Annotated in this window: 20 protein-coding genes; 8 read left to right on the top strand and 12 right to left on the bottom strand. The window is 60.6% G+C overall.

Translation table 11 applies throughout. The annotated features are described in order from the left end of the window. Positions 1–12: 12 nt before the first annotated feature. On the bottom strand, positions 13–1,320 hold the full coding sequence (gene dctA / locus KVG87_RS08145) for a C4-dicarboxylate transporter DctA (RefSeq protein WP_125926098.1): 1,308 nt from the start codon (positions 1,318–1,320) through the stop codon (positions 13–15). Between the two features lie 102 nt (positions 1,321–1,422). Continuing rightward, entirely contained in the window at positions 1,423–2,592 is a 1,170-nt protein-coding gene (locus KVG87_RS08140; RefSeq protein ID WP_024012582.1) for a mandelate racemase/muconate lactonizing enzyme family protein, read from the bottom strand. Positions 2,593–2,690: 98 nt separating this feature from the next. Between KVG87_RS08140 and KVG87_RS08135 the strand changes: the two genes are divergently transcribed. Then, the gene (locus KVG87_RS08135) at positions 2,691–3,566 is read left to right on the top strand and encodes a LysR family transcriptional regulator (RefSeq protein WP_041480547.1); all 876 of its coding nucleotides are present in this window, start codon (positions 2,691–2,693) and stop codon (positions 3,564–3,566) included. 54 nt (positions 3,567–3,620) lie between these two features. Here the strand turns inward: KVG87_RS08135 and KVG87_RS08130 are convergent, their stop codons facing one another. Further along, complete coding sequence (locus KVG87_RS08130; protein ID WP_217850120.1) at positions 3,621–4,589, bottom strand: oxidoreductase; 969 nt, start codon at positions 4,587–4,589, stop codon at positions 3,621–3,623. 88 nt (positions 4,590–4,677) lie between these two features. On the opposite strand from KVG87_RS08130, the gene KVG87_RS26105 reads away from it, so the two are divergent. Both KVG87_RS26105 and KVG87_RS08120 read left to right on the top strand, forming a co-directional pair. Further along, entirely contained in the window at positions 4,678–5,598 is a 921-nt protein-coding gene (locus KVG87_RS26105) for an AraC family transcriptional regulator (protein ID WP_367616677.1), read from the top strand. 51 nt (positions 5,599–5,649) lie between these two features. Further along, positions 5,650–6,102: a thiol-disulfide oxidoreductase DCC family protein gene (locus KVG87_RS08120; protein WP_217850118.1), complete on the top strand. Its 453-nt coding sequence runs from the start codon at positions 5,650–5,652 to the stop codon at positions 6,100–6,102. On the opposite strand, the gene KVG87_RS08115 is transcribed toward KVG87_RS08120, so the two are convergent. Further along, the gene (locus tag KVG87_RS08115; RefSeq protein ID WP_217850116.1) at positions 6,085–6,582 is read right to left on the bottom strand and encodes a DUF2269 family protein; all 498 of its coding nucleotides are present in this window, start codon (positions 6,580–6,582) and stop codon (positions 6,085–6,087) included. The genes KVG87_RS08120 and KVG87_RS08115 overlap by 18 nt on opposite strands. A 1-nt stretch (position 6,583) precedes the next feature. Further along, a complete protein-coding gene (locus KVG87_RS08110) occupies positions 6,584–7,711 on the bottom strand; it encodes a saccharopine dehydrogenase family protein (RefSeq protein ID WP_217850114.1) in 1,128 nt (375 codons plus the stop codon). Between the two features lie 171 nt (positions 7,712–7,882). On the opposite strand from KVG87_RS08110, the gene KVG87_RS08105 reads away from it, so the two are divergent. After that, entirely contained in the window at positions 7,883–8,098 is a 216-nt protein-coding gene (locus KVG87_RS08105) for a PLD nuclease N-terminal domain-containing protein (RefSeq protein ID WP_016774306.1), read from the top strand. Positions 8,099–8,352: 254 nt separating this feature from the next. Further along, complete coding sequence (locus KVG87_RS08100) at positions 8,353–8,829, top strand: PA2171 family ribosome-binding persister protein (protein WP_217850113.1); 477 nt, start codon at positions 8,353–8,355, stop codon at positions 8,827–8,829. Between the two features lie 372 nt (positions 8,830–9,201). Here KVG87_RS08100 and KVG87_RS08095 read toward each other — a convergent pair whose 3' ends face one another. The 3 genes from KVG87_RS08095 to KVG87_RS08085 form a co-directional block, all read right to left on the bottom strand. After that, complete coding sequence (locus tag KVG87_RS08095; protein ID WP_217850111.1) at positions 9,202–10,128, bottom strand: LysR family transcriptional regulator; 927 nt, start codon at positions 10,126–10,128, stop codon at positions 9,202–9,204. Continuing rightward, positions 10,125–11,099, bottom strand: a complete 975-nt coding sequence (locus tag KVG87_RS08090; protein ID WP_217850109.1) for a quinone oxidoreductase family protein — start codon at positions 11,097–11,099, stop codon at positions 10,125–10,127. Before KVG87_RS08090 ends, KVG87_RS08095 begins: the two co-directional genes overlap by 4 nt. A gap of 153 nt (positions 11,100–11,252) precedes the next feature. Continuing rightward, positions 11,253–11,741 (bottom strand): anti-virulence regulator CigR family protein, encoded by a 489-nt coding sequence (locus tag KVG87_RS08085; protein ID WP_217850107.1) that lies wholly within the window; start codon positions 11,739–11,741, stop codon positions 11,253–11,255. Between the two features lie 128 nt (positions 11,742–11,869). Between KVG87_RS08085 and KVG87_RS08080 the strand changes: the two genes are divergently transcribed. Beyond that, positions 11,870–12,028, top strand: a complete 159-nt coding sequence (locus KVG87_RS08080; protein WP_024012572.1) for a DUF2986 domain-containing protein — start codon at positions 11,870–11,872, stop codon at positions 12,026–12,028. 1 nt (position 12,029) lies between these two features. Here KVG87_RS08080 and KVG87_RS08075 read toward each other — a convergent pair whose 3' ends face one another. Beyond that, a complete protein-coding gene (locus tag KVG87_RS08075; protein ID WP_437180891.1) occupies positions 12,030–13,241 on the bottom strand; it encodes an MFS transporter in 1,212 nt (403 codons plus the stop codon). Positions 13,242–13,372: 131 nt separating this feature from the next. Here KVG87_RS08075 and KVG87_RS08070 point away from each other — a divergent pair, with 131 nt between their 5' ends. Then, positions 13,373–14,266, top strand: a complete 894-nt coding sequence (locus KVG87_RS08070; protein ID WP_217850105.1) for a LysR family transcriptional regulator — start codon at positions 13,373–13,375, stop codon at positions 14,264–14,266. 907 nt (positions 14,267–15,173) lie between these two features. Then, a complete protein-coding gene (locus KVG87_RS08065; protein WP_217850103.1) occupies positions 15,174–16,280 on the top strand; it encodes a M28 family peptidase in 1,107 nt (368 codons plus the stop codon). 54 nt (positions 16,281–16,334) lie between these two features. Here the strand turns inward: KVG87_RS08065 and KVG87_RS08060 are convergent, their stop codons facing one another. The 3 genes from KVG87_RS08060 to KVG87_RS08050 are packed head-to-tail and all read right to left on the bottom strand — an operon-like array spanning position 16,335 to position 18,222. Continuing rightward, a complete protein-coding gene (locus tag KVG87_RS08060; protein WP_217850101.1) occupies positions 16,335–17,147 on the bottom strand; it encodes a DUF3618 domain-containing protein in 813 nt (270 codons plus the stop codon). Next, on the bottom strand, positions 17,144–17,572 hold the full coding sequence (locus KVG87_RS08055; protein ID WP_052392217.1) for a phage holin family protein: 429 nt from the start codon (positions 17,570–17,572) through the stop codon (positions 17,144–17,146). The genes KVG87_RS08060 and KVG87_RS08055 overlap by 4 nt, the downstream gene beginning before the upstream one ends. Then, complete coding sequence (locus tag KVG87_RS08050) at positions 17,572–18,222, bottom strand: hypothetical protein (RefSeq protein WP_217850099.1); 651 nt, start codon at positions 18,220–18,222, stop codon at positions 17,572–17,574. The genes KVG87_RS08055 and KVG87_RS08050 overlap by 1 nt, the downstream gene beginning before the upstream one ends. Between the last annotated feature and the right edge of the window lie 240 nt (positions 18,223–18,462).

Genomic DNA, 18,462 nt, shown 5'->3' with positions numbered 1-18,462 from the left:
ACGTTTCGCGGATTACTTGTGCGCCAGCAACGATTTACGTTCGGCCTTGGCGTGCTTCATGGCAGCGATTTCCCGCTCGCACGCTTCGACATCGAAGGAGTTGTCCCACTTGGCAATGGCAATGGTGCCGATGCCGTTGCCAATCAGATTAGTCACCGCCCGAGCTTCATTGAGGAAGCGGTCGATGCCCAACAGCAACACCAGGCCCACCAGAGGTATCGAGTGAATGGTGGTGAGCGTGGCCGCCAAGGTCACGAATCCTGCCCCCGCCACACCGGCCGAGCCCTTGGAGGTCAGGAGGAACACGCCGAGCAGAATCATCTGATCCATGAAGGTCAGCGGCGTGTTGGTCGCCTGGGCGATGAAGATCGCTGCCATGGTCAGGTAGATGCAGGTGCCGTCCGCGTTGAAGGTGTAGCCCGTCGGCAGGACCATGCCGACCACGGATTTCTTGCAGCCGAGCTTTTCCAGTTTGACCATCATTCGCGGCAGCACCGCTTCGGTCGAGCAGGTACCCAGGGTGATCAGGATTTCATCCTTGAAGTAGCGCAGGAACTGCATCAGCGGCATGCCCGACCATCGCGCCACCGCGCCCAGTACCACGACGATGAAGATCAGCGTGGTGATGTACAGCGCGACCAGCAACTGCCCCAGCGACAGTAAGGTGCCGATGCCGTATTTACCGATAGTGAACGCCATGCCGGCCCCCGCGCCCAGCGGCGCCAAACGCATGACCATCGCGACGATTTTGAACAGGCCTTGCAGGAACAGATCGATGGTGTTGATCAGCGGTTTGCTGGTTTCGCCCATTTGCACCAAGGCGACGCCCATCAGCACCGACAACAGAATCACCTGCAGCATCACGCCGTTGGAGAAGGCGCCGAGGAAGGTATGCGGGATGATATTGAGGAAGAATTCGACGAGGCCGCCCTGCTCGCTCGCCGCCTGGCTGTATTTGTTGACAGCGCTGCCATCAAGGGTGCCGGCGTTGATGTTCATGCCGGCGCCGGGCTTGACCACGTTGACTACGATCAGGCCGACCACCAGTGCGATGGTGGAAAGAATCTCGAAGTAGATCAGCGCTTTCACACCGATGCGGCCGACCTCCTTGATGCTGCCCATCTTGGCGATACCGACCACTACCGTGCCGAAGATGATCGGCGCCAGCAGCATCTTGATCAGCTTGATGAAACCGTCGGCAAACGGCTGCAGCTTGGCGCCGATGTCCGGCACGAAGTAACCGATGGCAGCGCCAATGACGATGCCGATCAGCACTTGCACATAGAGCTGGCTGTACCAGCGCGATTTTGAAGTTTCCACGGAAGCACCTCATTTTATTGTTGTGGTGGGCATGTGGCTTTGGCGTCGAGGATGACGCCTGAAGGTGCGGCCTCGGAAATCGAGGCCGCAGATAAAACCGAATCAGCCCTCGCCCAGTTCGCGCATGACGGCATACAGCGCAGATTTGGCTTCGAAGCCGACGCCCGGAATATCCGGCAGCCCGACGTAGCCGTTTTCTACGCGGATGCCATCGGCAAAACCGCCGAAGGGCTGGAACACGTCCGGATACGATTCGTTGCCGCCCAGGTGCAGACCAGCGGCGATGTTCAGCGACATCTGGTGACCACCATGTGGCACCACGCGGCGCGAAGACCAACCCAGCTCTTCCATCACTTTCAAGGTGCGCATGTACTCAACGAGCCCGTAGGACAGCGCGCAGTCGAATTGCAGGTAATCGCGGTCAGGGCGCATGCCGCCGTGGCGCAACAGGTTGCGGGCGTCCTGGTGAGAGAACAGGTTTTCGCCGGTGGCCATCGGCAGTTCGTAGTGATTGGCCAACTCGGCCTGGAGCGCATAATCCAGCGGATCGCCGACTTCTTCGTACCAGAACAGGTTGTACTTCTTGATCGCTTCGGCGTAGGCGATACCGGTCTGCAGATCGAAACGGCCGTTGGCGTCGACCGCCAGGCGCTGGCCGTCGCCCACCACTTCGAGCACCGCTTCGATGCGGCGGATATCTTCGTCCAGCGGCACCGCGCCAATCTTCATCTTGACTACGTCGTAGCCACGATCCAGGTAGCTCTGCATTTCCGCCTTGAGCTTGCTCTGGTCCTTGCCCGGGTAGTAATAACCACCGGCCGCATACACCCAGACTTTGTCATCGGCCACACCGTTGCGATAACGATCGGCAAGCAGGCGATACAGTGGCTTGCCTTCGATCTTCGCCACCGCGTCCCACACCGCCATATCGATGGTGCCGACCGCTACTGAACGCTCGCCATGCCCGCCCGGTTTTTCGTTGGTCATCAGGGTTTTCCAGATGGCGAACGGATCGAGGTTATTGTTCTCGTGATCGATCAGGGTTTCCGGGTCGGCCTCGGTGATCCGCGCCAGAAAGCGATCGCGCATCAACGCGCCCTGGCCGTAGCGACCGTTGGAGTTGAAGCCGTAACCGATGACCGGTTTGCCGTCGCGAATCACGTCGGTAATGACCGCGACGACCGAGCAGGTCATCTTCGAAAAATCGATGTAGGCATTGGCGATCGGGGAAGCAATGGAGACGGTTTTTTCACGGATATCGACGATACGCATGACGGGTTCCTCTTGTTGTGGTGACCCAACGTTATGCGTTGCGACGACACCCGCCCAATGCTATTAATGCCGCGCCCTATGCACAGGAGGCATTGCCCTTGGAACTGGTTTGGCTTGAGGATTTTTCAGCGCTGGCCGAATACGGCAGCTTCGTCCGGGCCGCTGAAGCGCGCCATGTAACGCAGCCGGCATTCAGTCGTCGGGTGCGTTCACTGGAGAACTGGATGGGCGTGGAATTGTTCGTGCGCACTCCGCAGGGCGCGACGCTGACCGAGGCCGGCAGGCAGATTTTGCCCAGCGCTCAGGAAGCGGCCAGACGCCTTTACCGCATGCGCTCCGAGGCTCAGGAAGTGGCCGGCATGGCGGCGAAAACCTTGCAGTTTGCTGCCACTCACTCGCTGTCATTCACCTTCTTCCCACGCTGGTTGCGCAGCGCCGAAAGTGGCGCGCCGATCGATGCGGTTCGCCTGCATTCCGACAGCATGGCCGTGTGCGAACAGATGCTGATTCATGGCCAGGTGCAGTTCCTGCTGTGCCATCGCCATCCTGACGTTCCGCCGTTGCTGGCGCCTGATCAGTTCATTGGCAAGAAGGTCGGCGAGGACGTCCTTGTGCCGCTGGCGAGTGCTTCCGCCCAGTTCGGCACGTCGCCTGAAACCCTGCCCTATCTGGCCTACACCCACGAATCCGGCTTGGGCCGAATCGTCGCCCACAGGTTGCATGGCAAGGCTGATTATCTGCACCTGAAACCGCTGTTCAGCAGCCACTTGGCCGCAGTGCTGATGTCGATGGCGCTGGAAAGCAAAGGCGTGGCCTGGCTGCCGAAAAGCCTGACCGAACAGGAAATGGCTGACGGGCGTCTGGTCAGGGCACTGGATGAAAGTTGGGATATTCCACTGGAAATACACCTGACTCGCCCGACCGCACCGATCAGCCCTTCGGCGGAGGAATTCTGGGCGAAGCTGGGTGGGTGATGTTGACTCAGGCTAGTGTGAGGGGCTTTCGACTGTTGAGCTTTTTATTTCCAGTCATGCCACGGTCAGCCCCGTCCATAGCTCCGAAACCGCCCAAAGTCGCTCAGCCAGCTCAGCATCCGCCGCCCATTGCGCAACGCCCTTGCGGTCCGCTTCAGGTTGATTGATCGGCGCAACATTGCAATCTTCGCAATACACACCACCCAAATCCGCAAGCAATGCACTGGTCGCACACCACAACCCCGTCGCCGCGCCTTGCTCGACAGTTTTCAGTCCATTGTGCGCATCCAGCCGTGGCCGACCATGCTCATCCAGCGCGTCGAACGCGGCAAGTTCCGCCGTGCTCAAGTGCCGTGCCAGATCCGTCAGAATCTGCCCCGGATGCAATGAGAACGCACGAACGCCGTGGCCACGCCCACGCTGATCCAGTGCAATCGCGAACAAGGCATTGGCTGTTTTCGACTGGCCATAGGCGACCCATTTGTCATACGGCCGCTGCGAGAAATCAATGTCGTCAAAGTCGATCCCGGCAATCTGATGCCCGCGCGAGGACACTGACAGCACCCGCGCCTGCCCGGCCTTGACCAGCGCCGGCCAGAGGCCGCACGTCAGGCGATAGTGGCCCAAGTGATTGGTCGCGAACTGGCCTTCATGGCCATCGGCATCGCGCAGCAACGGCGCGGCCATGATTCCGGCGCAGTTGATCAGCAATGACACTGGCTGACCCGCGCTGACCACGCTGTGGCTGAACGCCGCCACCGATTCAGCCTGCATGAGGTCCATGGGCATCACGCTGACTCCGTCAACACCGGCCAATGCCGACTCTGCCCGTGCCGTATCTCTGGCCGGCACCATGACCTGCGCTCCTGCCGCAGCGAGGCTTTTTACCGTCAGCAGACCGAGGCCGGAATAGCCGCCGGTGACCACAGCGAGCTGCCCGCGCAGATCAATGCCGGCCATGACTTCAGCCGCTGTGCTGGCGGCGTTGAACGGTGATTGCACAGGTTGTTGAGGCATGGTCATGAGCGTTAATCCTGAGTGAGCTATCGAAGGCTTTCATTCTTGGCTAAGCTCTCGGGACGAACCAGTCTGATAAATCCAGGTTTCTGTCGTGATCATCCAAAATCCTGCTGGCGATCCCCTCTCTGCGGTGTTGGCGCTCTCCGAGTTGCAAGCTGCCTGCTCGGTGCGTTTGCAAGCGGGCGGTGTCTGGGCGCTGCGTTTCCAACCCATCGAACTGAAATTCAACGTGGTGCGACGAGGCGAATGCTGGTTGCGCATGCAGGGTATGCCGGCGCGCCTGTTGCAGGCCGGCGACTGTTTTGTGGTATCGCGCACGCCGTTCATTCTGGCCAGCGGCCCCGACGTCGAGGCGGTGAATGCAGCGGAGGTTTTCGCCCAGGACGGAACCTCGGCGACCTTTGGCGTCGGCGAGGAAGTCGAGCTGCTTGGAGGCAGCGTGTCGCTGTCGGGACCCGGCGCAACTGAACTGCTCGACGTGCTGCCGACCTCGCTGATCATTCGTGCCGAAACCGCAGGCGCTTCGTCGTTCGGCTGGCTACTGGATGAACTGGACCGCGAGTGGCCGTCGCATCAGCCTGGCTCGCAGGCGATGTGCAACGACCTGCTGCGGCTGATCTTCATCCATGCGCTGCGCCATCACATCAACAGTGCCGATGCCGAACAACTGTCGTGGCTGGGCGGACTGCGGGAACCGGCGATTGCCGGCGTGTTGCGCGCCATTCATGCTGCTCCGCAGATGCCTTGGCGACTGACGCAAATGGCCGAGATTGCCTGCATGTCGCGATCGGGTTTCGCCGCGTTATTCAAAACTTGCATGGGTGTAGCGCCGGTCGAGTACGCCACGCGCTGGCGAATGCGCGTGGCCGCGTTCCGCTTGCGCAATGGTCGGGACAATGTGGCCACTGTCGCCGCGTCACTGGGCTATCTGTCCGACGCGGCGTTTGGCGCTGCATTCCGCCGCGTGCACGGAATATCGCCGGGGCAATACCGGCGCGATCCACTCTTATAGTCCGATGATCAAGGTTATGATCGCGACAACCGCCGCCAAGGACACCCGCCGATGCCTGCCATGAAAACCCTCCCAACCCCCGCGCCATTGCTCAAGCCCGGCGAAACCGTGGTGCTGTTCGACGGCGTGTGCAAACTGTGCAACGGCTGGGCGCGTTTTCTGATTCGGTATGACCGTCAGCGCCGCGTGCGGCTGGCGACCGTGCAATCGCCCGAGGGCCAGGCTTTGCTGGCGTGGGCCGGTTTGCCGCTGGACGAGTTCGACACCATGGCGGTGATTCGCGACCGCAATTATTGGGAGCGATCAGATGCATTCCTGGAAGTGGTCGGGCAACTGCCAATGCGCTGGCAGCCGCAGAAACTGCTGCGGATCTTTCCGCGTCGTCTGCGCGACTGGGCTTACGATCGCATCGCGCTGAACCGCTATCGGCTGTTCGGCAAGTACGACACTTGCCTGTTGCCGACTGCGGATCATGAAAGCCGCTTTCTAAAAGCCCACGGCTGACCCGATCAGTTGCAGCGGCGTCATCTTCGTCACCATCATCAGCACGATGACAAACATCCCGGCGAACCCGGCGACGCCCATCCAGAACCACCAGCGGTACGTGCTCGCGTAGCGATCATCCAGAGGCAGGCCGCCCTCGCCCGCGCTCAGCGCCATCTTCTGCAAACGCTTTTGCAATACCAGCACCGGCAGCCACAACGCGCCGACACAGAAGAAAATGATCAGCGAAGTCAGCAGCCATTCGGTGCTCATCGAAAGCCCGGAAAGCCGCATCAGCAGATAGCCGGTAATGACCTGCACAAACCCGGCCGGCGTGGTGATCCACGTATCAAAGCGCACCACCATTCGTGCGACATGGGCGATCACTTGCGGGTTGCCGCTGCGGCTGGCGGCGATCAGGTAGAGGTAGGAACCCATGCCGAAACCGAAGAGGAAAATCGCCGCGATTACATGCAGGTACTTCAGGCAGAGATAGAGCATCTCAACGCTGCCCATCGGAGAATTGAACCGACAGGCTCAAGTTGGCCGGATCGTTGATCGCCGCCAGATATTCATCGACGCTGATTTCGCCAACACACGGCCGCGCGCCAGGTTGCGGTGCATAACCCCGCGCCATTTTGATTGCCAGGGCGACGGCGGCGCAGCTGGGGATTTCCGGGCCTTTGTCATTCAGTGCGGTGAGTTGCGCGGTCATGCTCAGCGGCTGATCGTCAACCCCGATGCCTTGAACATCGATGTACATCGCGCTCTTGCCATCACCGAAGCGTTCGAACCACGTTCCCAGTCGATGCAGACGCGCCGCCCAGCGCACGTGATCGCGCACCAGACCAAAGCGCAAGGCTTGCGCCAGCAAGGCATTGGCGACGCCGCCGAGCTTCAGGCCGGCGCCGGCCTTGAAGCGCAGCGTCTGTGCGCCATAGCGGCGCGCGAAAATATCTATGTCCGGCACATCGACATTGGCCAGCACTCGCTTGCCCAGTTGCGGCATGCTGCGCAGGGTCAGGTCGAGCCAGCCCAATACTTCGTGAGCCTGGCCGTTCTTCAACTGTTTGATCGGTTTGCCGGCATAAGCGAGCACGCCTTCGACCGTGGACAGCCCCGGCATCTTCGCCGAGGAAGAAATGCCATGCTCGATCGAGTCGATTCGCGCAAAACGCGGGCGCTGCTCATCGATGATCGCCGAAGACAAGGTCGGCACCGAACTGCAACCGCTGAGCACGGCCAAGCCAGCCTCCCTGGCGCGGGCGTCGAGCACATCAATGCCGTTGACGAAGGTGCGGCAGTCAGCCAGATCGCAATAATTCACACCGGCATCGATGCAGCTTTGAGCAACTGCGTAGGATTGCCCCTGAAACGGCCCGCCGGTGTGCACCACCAACTGAATATTCAACTCTCGCAACGCCGCTTGAAAACCTGCGCCCATCGCATCACCGCACCAGCCTTCGCACGGACGGCCTGATTGCGCTTGCAGCTCAGCGACCTTGATTTGCAACTTGCGTGCATCGCGGCCCGACAACAGCAGTTCAATCTCTGGCATGAGCGCCAGATGCCGACAAACGATACTGCCGAAATTGCCGTAGCCACCGACGACCATCACCCTGAATGCCATTGCCCTGTCCCTTTTCCAGCCCATACGTGTGGCGCAGAGGATATAGGGCGCAGCGGCGACCAGACATCTATTTTGCAACCGGGTATCACCGCGTCCGCTCGTCCCAGGCAAAAAGAATGAACCCAACGCCCCACTCGTCGCCTAACGCACAGACCATCAGGAGTTAAGCCTATGCAAATCGAAACCGTGTGGATCGTATTGGCGGTCATTCTCGTGCTGATCGAGCTTTGGGCCATCAACCGGGTGCGCAAAAGCGAGGGAAAATCGAGCAATAAAGGCGTGTGGATCGTGCTGATCGTGTTCGTGCCGCTGTTCGGCCTGATCGCCTGGGCGTTGGCGGGGCCAAAGCATATTGGTCGCGGCTCGCCTTCCCAGGCCAGCCGTTGAGCAACGACGCAGGCCCGTCTCAAGCATCACCCGCAGCCCGGCTTTTGCCGGGCTTGTTATATGCAATGCCCGCCGCGCGGATTTCTTGCAGGCTGCACGAAAGCATTGTGCCTGCTTCGATGCCAGCCCTTGATTTAGAAGGGTTGCGCTTGATCGGCGAGTTGGCATGAGTCCTGCGATAGCCTCTTCCTGAATACACAGCAGCGCGAAAAAGAACGCTGTGTTCAATCCGTGAAAAGCAGAGGCCTCAAAAAATGAATGCCATCGACCTTCTCAAAGCCGACCATGAAAAAGTCAAAGCCATCCTCAGCCAACTGAGTGAATCCACCGATCGCGCGCTGAAAAAACGCGTCGAGTTGCTGGGCAAACTGGAAATGGAAATCACCATCCACACCCGCCTCGAAGAAGAGATTCTCTACCCTGCGTTCAAGGAAGCCGGCAGCAAGGAAGAAGACATCATGTACTACGAAGCCAAGGAAGAGCACCGCACCGTGGATTCGCTGGTGCTGCCTGATCTGAAAGAAACCGATCCAGGCAGCCCGGAATTCGCCGGTCGGGTCAAAGTGGTCAAGGAGCTGCTGGAGCATCACATCGAAGAGGAAGAACAGGAAATGTTCCCGAAAGCGCAGAAGCTTCTGGGCAAGGCCAAGCTCGAGGAGCTGGGCGCACAGATGGAAGCGATGAAGACCAGCCACAAAAAGGAAATGGCGGCCAACAAAATCGCCGCTTGAAGTGCTGAAGACACCGAAGCCCGGCAGCAATGCCGGGCTTTTTTTGTGCGCCCAAACTGGCCCTCGCTACCACATTGGATATACGTGCGTTCGGAAATTCCTGAACAAGCCACGAAACCTGTGGGAGCGAGCCTGCTCACGAAGGCGTCAGGTCAGCCACATCAACTATGACTGACACTGCGCTTTCGCGAGCAGGCTCGCTCCCACACTGGATATACGTATGTCCGGCAATTCCTGAGCAAGCCACGAAACCTGTGGGAGCGAGCCTGCTCGCGAAGGCGTCAGGTCAGCCACATCATCTATGACTGACACTGCGCGTTCGCGAGCAGGCTCGCTCCACAGGGCCAGTGTCGGTCTTGAGGAAGGTTGTTATCAAACCGCCCAAGGTGGCCCGGTCTCGAATTTCGCTTCGATCCACTCCTTGAACGCCACCACTGCGGCCGCCGGAAATCGCGATGACGGTCTGACCAGATAGACGCCGCCCGCCGAATCCAGATGCCAGTCGGGCAGCACGTGAATCAGCCGCCCTGCCGCCAGATCGCGGCTCATCAGCCAGTCGCCGGCACCGAGTATGCCGGCGTCGGCGCGGGCGGCGGCGAGCAGGGATTCGCTGTCGCTGGCGGTCAGGTTGCCGTGGGGCGTGATGGTCTGCACCTCGTTGCCGCGATGCAGGCGCCACAGCGGGAACGACGCCAGCCCGCTGAAGCGCAGGCAATTGTGCTGTAGCAGATCCTGTGGTGTCTGCGGCATGCCGTGGGCCTCGATGTAGGCCGGCGATGCGCAGAGAATCCGGCGATGGTCACTGAGCTTTTTTGCAATCAGGCGATTGTCCTCAAGCTCGCCGATGCGAATAGCCGCGTCGAAGCCCTGCTCGATGATGTCGACCAAGCCTTCGCTGTAATCGGCAACCAGCGAGACCTGCGGGTGAGCCTTGAGAAATTCCGGCAGCAGCGGCCCCAGCCATAACCGCCCCATCGCCGCCGGCAACGCCAGGCGCAGGGTGCCGCGCACTTCGCTGGCGCCCTGCACCGCTTGCTGCTGCGCTTCGTTCATCAACTCGACGGCTGCGCGCAGGCGCTGTTCGAGTTGCAGGCCGGCCTCGGTGATACGCACGTGTCGCGTCGAGCGTTCCACCAACCGCACGCCCAGTCGCTTTTCCATCGCCGCGAGGCGCTTGGAAACAATGGTCGGATGACGCTGCAACAAACGCCCCGCCGCGACAAACGAGCCTTGCGCGGCGACGGCCAGGAAAGCAGCGATCTCATCGCTGTGCGGGTTGCTCAGAACATCCAGATTCATGGTTTTAAAATGATCGCCCCTGATGATCGGCCCGATTCAAGATCGGCGTGCGCTTGTGCCGCGTCGGCCAATGAATAACGCGCGCGAATTTGCGGCGTGATGATACCGGCGGCCACGGCGGCCAGCACATCTTGTGCGCGCTCCTGATATTCGGCTGTCGTAGCAGTGTGCGCGGCCAGCGATGGACGGGTCAGGAACAGCGAGCCCTTGGCGTTCAGCGTGGCCATGTCCACCGCCGCCGGCGCGCCGGTCTGCGCGCCGAACGAGACCATCAGCCCGCGTGGGCGCAAGCTGTCCAGCGAGGCTTGAAAAGACACTCGGCCAATCGGGTCATACACCACGTCGACCTTGCGCCCCTCGGTGATGCGCAACACATCGGCGGCGAGGGTCTCGGCATTGAACACCAGCACTTCGTCACAGCCCGACGCGCGCGCCTTGTCGACACTGGCCTGCTTCGACACAACGCCGATCACCGTTGCGCCAAGGTGTTTGGCCCACGGCACCATGATTTCCCCCAGACCACCCGCGACGCCGTAAACCAGCATGGTCGTGCCCGGCCCGACCGGGTAAGTCGCCTTCAGCAAATACTGCGCGGTGATGCCTTTGAACAATACCGCCGCCGCGTCTTCGAACGCCAACTCTTCGGTAATCTTCACCAGACGCTCTGCCGGAAACAGCCGCGCCGAGGCATAACCGCCCAAGGGACCGGTGGCATAAGCAACTCGATCGCCGACGCGGACATTGCTCACACCGGCACCGACCGCTGCCACCCGACCCGCGCCTTCCAGCCCCAGCCCCGAGGGCAACGCCACGGGCACTGCACCTTTGCGCTGGCTGACATCCAGGTAATTAACACCCACCGCCGCTTGCTCCAGCCAGACCTCACCGGACCCGGGGGCCTGTTCGCTGACAGTGTGCAATTGCAGGACGTCCGGTGCGCCGGTTGCGGTGAAGCGGATTGCATTGGCCATGGTCATCTCCATTCGTTCGTTAGCCGTTGAGCTCAGTCTGAAAGCTCAGCATTCAACGAACAACCCAGCCTGAATGCAGTTTATTGCTGCGCACGATGCAGCAATACCCACATAAAAAAGGAGCGGCACGTGCTGCCGCTCCTCCCTCAATAATCAATCGAACGCGCCGTTGAGCACCTCGTAGATCAACCCGGTAGCCAGCGCGACGAGGATCAGGTCGGTGCCAACCTGTTGCCATTCGTAGCCGTCGTAATGAGGCAAATGGCCGAGCAGCCGCCCGTCCAGCTTCTTGGCGATGCCCGGAGGCAGCGGTTTGCCCCGCGCCAGATTCTTTTGAATGCCCGGCGGCAGTGCTGGCCCCGGATTCCAGTATTCGCCGCGATAGCCGCCGACGATGCCGAGAATATTGCCGCGATCAATGCTCGGCCCGCCGCCATTGCCAGAGTGTTGCTGGCCTTTGTTGCCATTGCCTTGGCCGCCCCCACCCTGTTTGCCGTGATCCTGCATGTTCTGCGGTTTGCCCTTGCCGTTGCCCTGGCCGCCTTGGCCCTTGCCATTGCCGGGGTCGGCCAGTGCCGTCGTGCTGCCGACTACAAGCGCGAGGCAAGACAACGCGCCAATCAATCTGCGAGCTTTTCTCATGTGCGATTCCTTCGGTTGGGGGATGCTCTTGAGTATGGGCGAATGTGCTCAGCTTAGTGGATTTCTTCTTGCTGACCACTCGGCCTTGCGTCAGGATTCCCACCCTCTCCACCCCTGATCGAAAAATCATGAATCGTCAAAAGAAGCTGCAGCAGTTGTTCAAAGAAAAGGCCAAAAAGGCCAATGCCAAACTGGCGCCGAAAAAGCCCAAATACATCTGCAAGGCTGATCGCCTGAAGCTGGAAGCCGAAGCCGCGCAGGCGGCGGCCGAAAACAGCGAAAGCTGATTCAGGCCGTCTGCCGCGACGTCAGCCAGGTCATCAGCGCCGCTAGCACGAGCAATGCCGCGCTGGCGTAAAACGTCAGCCGATAACCGCTGCCGTCGAACAGCAGACCACCGATGGTAGAACCCGAGGCAATCGACAACTGCACCACCGCCACCATCAGCCCGCCGCCGGCTTCGGCATCGTCAGGCAGCGTTCGCGCCAGCCACGACCACCAGCCCACCGGCGCGGCGGTCGCGATCAATCCCCACACGCCCAGCAACACGAACGCAGCCACCACTGAACTGCCCAGCCCAATGAGCGCCACTGCGATCATCGCCATCAACAGCGGGATGGCGATCACCACGCGATACAACCCCTTCTTCAACACCGAACCGATGACCACGGTGCCGATAAACCCGGCCACACCAATGACCAGCAGGATGATCGACAGCATCGAAACGTCGACCCGGGTCACGGTCTCCAGAAACGGTCGCAGGTAGGTGAACAGCACAAACTGGCCCATGAAGAACAGACCTGCGCCGAGCATGCCCAACGCCACCCGGCGGCTTTTGAACAACGCAAAAACATTGGCTGCGCTGGCTTTGCGTGGCGCGGCCGGCAACGCGGGCAAGCTTATCCACTGCCAGAGCAGCGCAATCAACGCCACCGGTATCAGGCAGAAAAACGCCCCGCGCCAGCCAATCACGCTGCCGAGATAACTGCCCAGCGGCGCCGCGACCACCGTGGCCAAAGCATTGCCGCCGTTAAAAATTGCCAATGCCTTGGGCACGCTGGCGGAGGGCACCAGACGCATGGCCAACGCCGCTGACATCGACCAGAAGCCGCCAATCACCACGCCGATCAATGCGCGACCGATCATGTAAACCGTGTAGTTGGGCGCCAGGCCCACCACCAGCCCGGACGCGCACATCAGCGCCGTCAACAGCAGCAACAGGCGCTTGCGATCCATCGAGCCGGCGAGCCTGGTGATCGTCAGGCTGGTCAACACCGCGAACGCGCCGGAGATGGCGATGCCGTAGCCGGCCAGGCCTTCGGTGATGTGCAAATCCGTTGCCATGGGCGTGAGCAGACTGACCGGCATGAACTCGGAGGCGATCAGGGCAAAGACACACAAGGTCATGGCGAACACGCCGCTCCAGTACGCCGGTTGCTCGCCGGCCGTGGACGCTTCCATGGGCTGGTTTGTCGGGTTGTCGATTGCTTGGGCCGTCATGCAAAAACCTGTCTGGAAGAACAAATGGTCGAGGCACTTCTGCCCCGCTACTCAGGCTGCAAAGCTTGACGGATCGGGCTTAACTTGATTAGTAGCGGTAATCTTCATGTGCTTTTGAGAAAAATTCAGCAATGAGCAACGCCAAAGTCAATGACCTGCAGGCCTTTCTGGCGGTGGCGCAGGAGCAAAGCTTCACCAAGGCTGCCGCCCGCCTCGGCGTCACGCCGTCTGCGCTGAGTCATACGGTCCGCGCGTTGGAGCAGCGTCTGGGTATCCGCTTGCTGGCTCGTACGACGCGCAATGTCTCGCCGACCGAGGCTGGCGAACGCTTGATGCATTCGATTGCGCCGCTGTTCGAGCAGATCAGCGCCGAGCTCGAAGCCCTCGGTGAACTGCGCGACAGGCCCAGCGGTACGATCCGGATTTCCTGCACGGACGATCAGATTGAGTTGTGCATTCGGCCGATGCTTGCAAAGTTTTTGCAGGACTATCCGGACATCACCCTGGAGTTTTACGTCGATTATGGTTTCACCAATGTGGTCAAGGAACGCTTCGATGCTGGTATCCGTCTCGGTGAGTCGATCAGCAAGGACATGATCGCCGTGCGCATCGGCCCGGACTGGCGCCTGGCCGTGGTGGCCTCGCCGGATTACTTCGCTCGCCACCCGAAACCCGCCACGCCGCATCAGTTGATGGAGCACACCTGCATCAACATCCGCCATCAACCGGCCGGCGCGATTTACGCCTGGGAGTTTGCGCACAAGGGTCAGGATTTCAGCGTGAAGGTCGATGGGCAACTGGTGTTCAACAGCATCATGCATGTGCTCAACGCCGCCGTGGATGGCATCGGCGTGGCGTACGTGCCCGAGCAATTGGTCGCGCCGTATCTGGCGGACGGACGACTGGTGGAGGTGCTGGAAGAGTGGTGCCCGACGTTTCAGGGCTATCACCTGTACTACCCGAACCGGCGCCAGGGCTCGGCAGCGTTTGCAGCGTTTGTCGAAGCACTGAAATACAACCGCTGACAAACGCAACTCTTCAATCCAACCCAAATTCCTGTGGGAGCGGGCTTGCCCGCGAAGGCGTCGGCACGTTCAACCTCATCATCGCCTGACCCACCGCTTTCGCGAGCAAGCTCGCTCCCACAATGGTCCGGGGCAAATCAACGATCTTTGTCGCACCCCAAATCCCCTGTGGGAGCGGGCTTGCCCGCGAAGGCGCCGGCACAGTCAACATCATCATCGCCTGTCACACCGCTTTCGCGAGCAAGCTCGCTCCCACAATGGTCCGGGGCAATGCCACAATCTTCAGCCCAACCCAAATCTTTGTGGGAGCGAGCCTGCTCGCGAAGGCGTCGGCACATTCAACCTCATCATCGTCTGTCACACCGCTTTCGCGAGCAAGCTCGCTCCCACAATGGTCCGGGGCAGATCCACGATCTTTGTCGCACCCCAAATCCCCTGTGGGAACGGGCTTGCCCGCGAAGGCGTCGGCACGTTCAACCTCATCACCGCCTGACCCACCGCTTTCGCGAGCAGGCTCGCTCCCACAATGGTCCGGGGCAGATCAGCAATCCTTGTCGCAACCCAAATCCCCTGTGGGAGCGGGCTTGCCCGCGAAGGCGTCGGCACATTCAACCTCATCATCGTCTGTCACACCGCTTTCGCGAGCAAGCTCGCTCCCACAATGGTCCGGGGCAAGGCCACAATCTTCAGCGCAACCAAAATCCCTGTGGGAGCGAGCCTGCTCGCGAAGGCGCCGGCACAGTCAACATCATCATCGCCTGACACTGCGCTTTCGCGAGCAGGCTCGCTCCCACAGGGAATGCAGGTGAATCAGAAGGCTTCAACCCATCTGAATTTTCCCGCCAACCTGCCCCCTAAATCCTGAGCGGTCGATATACGTCCGCCGATGCAAGGAGGGTAAATACGCATGTCGGATAATCAGGCGCCTTCGCCGCGCAACTCAGAGGAATCTACCCAGGCGCTATTGAGCCGCTTGCTCATGGCGCGCGGCCCCGGCGGGCAGGAAGACGAGGTCCGGGCGATCTGCCTGGAAGAACTGCGGCGCCATTGCGACGAGGTCTGGACCGATCGGGCCGGCAATGTCATCGGCCTGCTCAAGGGTCACGAGCCCGATCCGGACGGCGAGCACGCTGTGCGCATCATGGGCCACATGGACGAGATCGCCATGCTGGTCAAACGCGTCGAGCCGGACGGTACGTTGCGGGTAGTTGCCCTCGGCGGTGCGAACCCGGTAAATTTCGGTGTCTGTCCGGTGGATATTCTCGGCGACGCGCAAACCCTGCCCGGCGTGCTCTCATTCGGCTCGATGCACGCCACCACAGGTTCGCCGCAGGGCCAGGATGTGATGAGCGGCGCGGTGGAGTGGAAAGACGTGCACATCATCACCCGCCACGACCCGCAAACCTTGCAAGACATGGGCGTGCGTCCCGGCACCCGCGTCGTGCTCAGCCAGCACTGGCGTAAGCCGTTCCGGGTGGGCAATGCCACCGCTGCGCATTTTCTCGATGACCGCGCGCCCGTCGTCGCCATGCTCCAGGCCGCCGCGCAACTCAAGCACAGCACTACCGAATTGCGGCACGACACCTACTTTGTCTTCACCACCCTTGAGGAAGAAAGCAACGCCGGTGCGATGTATGCCGCTGCGCACCTGCCCGGTGACACCACGATTGCCGTGGAGGTCGGCCCAGTGATGAGCGAATACGCAACGCGATTGGGCGTCGACCCGATCATCGATACCGGCGACCAGAAAGGCTATTACTCGCGCGGCGTGGTCATGGCCTTGGCCGACGCAGCAAAGCGTTGCGGCTTCGATCCGCAGTTCGCCCTGCTGGTGGATTTCGCCTCCGACGCCAGCGCGGTGATGAGCTCAGGCATCAGCGCCCAGGCCGGATGCATCGCAATCCCGACCGAAAATACTCATGGTTTCGAACTGGTAGTCGACGGCGCAATTGAAGCCTGCGCACAGACGTTGGTCGAATATTTGAAAGGCTTGCAGAATGAGGTATCGACCTGACCCGCAGTCCAATAAAAAGGGAGGCCCATTGCAGGCCTCCCTTGTTTTTCACCATCAAGAAGTACCCAACCCCTGCGACAGATCCGAAGAAGACGGCCGCGCCGGATCAGGCTTGGTTTCAACCTCGGTCTGTTCAGTGGTCCGAGTCACCGTGTCACGCACGGCCTCGTAGCCTTCCTGAGCTTTTTGCTTGGCCTTGTCGACCATGCCAGCGCTGGTACGGCCCATGTAGCGCTGCTCAGTTGAAGTGGTCGGCAACGCCGCGCCGAGCAAGGCACCCAAGGCGACCCCAGCGGCAGCCACCATCAGCGGTTGTTCCTTGAGCAAGTGACTGAACTGCTGGCCGAGCACTTGCGAATTACGCGACAGTCGATCACTGGCGTCATGCATCGCATGGCTTAGACTCTCCTTCGCCGCACCGACGTTTTCCCCGACGTGGCTGGCCTTGCCTTTCAGCGACTGGTAGCCGTCCTTCAGCGAGTCAGTAGTCGAGTGCAAATGCGCGCGGGCGCTGTCGATGCCGTCGGCCAAACCGTCGGCCCACTCGCCGGCCTTGTCCTGATCCGGCCCGCTGCGATAGGTCGGCTGCGGCACCGGTGGGCGATTCTGGCTGATCATCAACCAGAGCAGGCCCACGGAAGTCAGCACCGCTGGCACCGGATTATTGCGCACGCTGGTGCCGAGATTGGTGAAGAACGTCGAGCCGTTGCTCTGCATCATTCCCCAGGCCTGATCGATCATTTGCCCGGGAGTGAATTTGCTCTCGAGTTGGTCGACGATGTTGCCGATGCTCGCGCGTTGCGCATCGATTTCGCGTTCGATCTGCTCCGGGCTTTTTTCCGCTTCGATATCCAGTTCGCTTTTCATGAGACTTTCCTCCGCAGCGCTTCCTGATCCTTGTTCAAGGCGTCGAGGGTGCGATCAGGTTTGAAGTGAGATGGCTCGAATTGTTTCTTCCCGGATTGCAGCATGGCGAAGCCGATGATCATCACCACCACGCCGACGATCAGCGCGGCCAGCCATGGCGCCATGAACATGCTCAGGCCGTACACCGCCGACATCAGCAGAATGATGAAGCCAGCGAGGAACACGATCGCGCCGCCGGCCACCGCAGCGATGCCCGCCTTCAGCGTGCTGAGGCTGTTGTGCAGTTCGGCTTTTGCCAGTGCCAGTTCCTTGGTGAACAAGGCCGGCACCTCGCGCGACAGTTGTCGCAACAGGCCGACCACCGAAGCGTCATCCGTTTGGCCGAGGGGCCTTGCTCCGCTCAGATCAGATTCATCTCTGTTCATCACAGTTCTCCTTTGGGGTCGGGTGCGTGCGGTACGGAAGCCGCGGCAAAATCAGAGGGGTGATCGCTGTCACTGGGTGAGGTCGGAGTGATGCCGGTGGCCAGTCCCGGATTAGCGTGGGTCGACGACGGCATCGACGATTCATAGGGCCGCTGCGCGCCGTAATCGGCTGGCGGTGGCGTCGATGTCGTGCCCGCCGCCGGATCATGTTCGGCGCTGACCGTCGCTGCTGCGGCCGTGCCGGCTTTGAGAAAGCGCGACAGGCCGAAACCGATGGCAATGCTGCCGGCGATGAACAATCCCGGATTGCTGCGCGCCAGATCCGCCGCATCGTGCAGTAACTGCTCGGCACTCTTGCCGCGCAGGTTGCCCGCCAGCCCGGTCATGGAATCAGCCATGTCGGTCAGGTAGTCGGACATACCCAGCGTGTCCTTGTCCTGCAGTTCCGAGACAAAGCTTTTCGCCCCTTGCGCCAAGGCTTCGACCTGCTCGGCCGCCGTGTCGCGATACTGGCCGAATTGTGCATCGGCCTGCTGCCGCGCACCGCCCAGCGCTTCGCTGACGTTGTCCTTCAAATGATCAAAACTTTGCTCAGGCTTGCCGTTGGGATCACCTGATTCATACCCTGACCTGCTGTCTGAAGTATTCATGTCGCCCCTCGCCTTCTCACTGAAAACGCAAAAACGGAGCTACACGGCAACATTGCCTCGAGCCCCCACATAGGAGATGACGGAGCAGCTTGCGCGAGAGTTCAAAGAGGTTGATGAGCGTGCGACATCAGGTCTGGATCGGCGACGAAAGGTTGCGCTTGGCACGATTGCGTTGAGCTTCTGCGCCTGGCTGCGGTCAAGACAAGGCACAAGCAATTATCTGCAACACGACGCTGAAAC

Origin of the sequence: Pseudomonas siliginis (assembly GCF_019145195.1) — a bacterium.
Classification (GTDB): Bacteria; Pseudomonadota; Gammaproteobacteria; order Pseudomonadales; family Pseudomonadaceae; genus Aquipseudomonas; species Aquipseudomonas siliginis.
This window is presented reverse-complemented; position numbering and strand designations above follow the sequence as displayed.

Bases quoted from the DNA above. Each gene is read 5' to 3' on its own strand.
- KVG87_RS08140 (WP_024012582.1), bottom strand. From the start codon at position 2,592: ATGCGTATCGTCGATATCCGTGAAAAAACCGTCTCCATTGCTTCCCCG.
- KVG87_RS08130 (WP_217850120.1), bottom strand. From the start codon at position 4,589: ATGACCATGCCTCAACAACCTGTGCAATCACCGTTCAACGCCGCCAGC.
- KVG87_RS08120 (WP_217850118.1), top strand. From the start codon at position 5,650: ATGCCTGCCATGAAAACCCTCCCAACCCCCGCGCCATTGCTCAAGCCC.
- KVG87_RS08115 (WP_217850116.1), bottom strand. From the start codon at position 6,582: ATGCTCTATCTCTGCCTGAAGTACCTGCATGTAATCGCGGCGATTTTC.
- KVG87_RS08110 (WP_217850114.1), bottom strand. From the start codon at position 7,711: ATGGCATTCAGGGTGATGGTCGTCGGTGGCTACGGCAATTTCGGCAGT.
- KVG87_RS08105 (WP_016774306.1), top strand. From the start codon at position 7,883: ATGCAAATCGAAACCGTGTGGATCGTATTGGCGGTCATTCTCGTGCTG.
- KVG87_RS08100 (WP_217850113.1), top strand. From the start codon at position 8,353: ATGAATGCCATCGACCTTCTCAAAGCCGACCATGAAAAAGTCAAAGCC.
- KVG87_RS08095 (WP_217850111.1), bottom strand. From the start codon at position 10,128: ATGAATCTGGATGTTCTGAGCAACCCGCACAGCGATGAGATCGCTGCT.
- KVG87_RS08090 (WP_217850109.1), bottom strand. From the start codon at position 11,099: ATGGCCAATGCAATCCGCTTCACCGCAACCGGCGCACCGGACGTCCTG.
- KVG87_RS08085 (WP_217850107.1), bottom strand. From the start codon at position 11,741: ATGAGAAAAGCTCGCAGATTGATTGGCGCGTTGTCTTGCCTCGCGCTT.
- KVG87_RS08080 (WP_024012572.1), top strand. From the start codon at position 11,870: ATGAATCGTCAAAAGAAGCTGCAGCAGTTGTTCAAAGAAAAGGCCAAA.
- KVG87_RS08075 (WP_437180891.1), bottom strand. From the start codon at position 13,241: ATGACGGCCCAAGCAATCGACAACCCGACAAACCAGCCCATGGAAGCG.
- KVG87_RS08070 (WP_217850105.1), top strand. From the start codon at position 13,373: ATGAGCAACGCCAAAGTCAATGACCTGCAGGCCTTTCTGGCGGTGGCG.
- KVG87_RS08065 (WP_217850103.1), top strand. From the start codon at position 15,174: ATGTCGGATAATCAGGCGCCTTCGCCGCGCAACTCAGAGGAATCTACC.
- KVG87_RS08060 (WP_217850101.1), bottom strand. From the start codon at position 17,147: ATGAAAAGCGAACTGGATATCGAAGCGGAAAAAAGCCCGGAGCAGATC.
- KVG87_RS08055 (WP_052392217.1), bottom strand. From the start codon at position 17,572: ATGAACAGAGATGAATCTGATCTGAGCGGAGCAAGGCCCCTCGGCCAA.
- KVG87_RS08050 (WP_217850099.1), bottom strand. From the start codon at position 18,222: ATGAATACTTCAGACAGCAGGTCAGGGTATGAATCAGGTGATCCCAAC.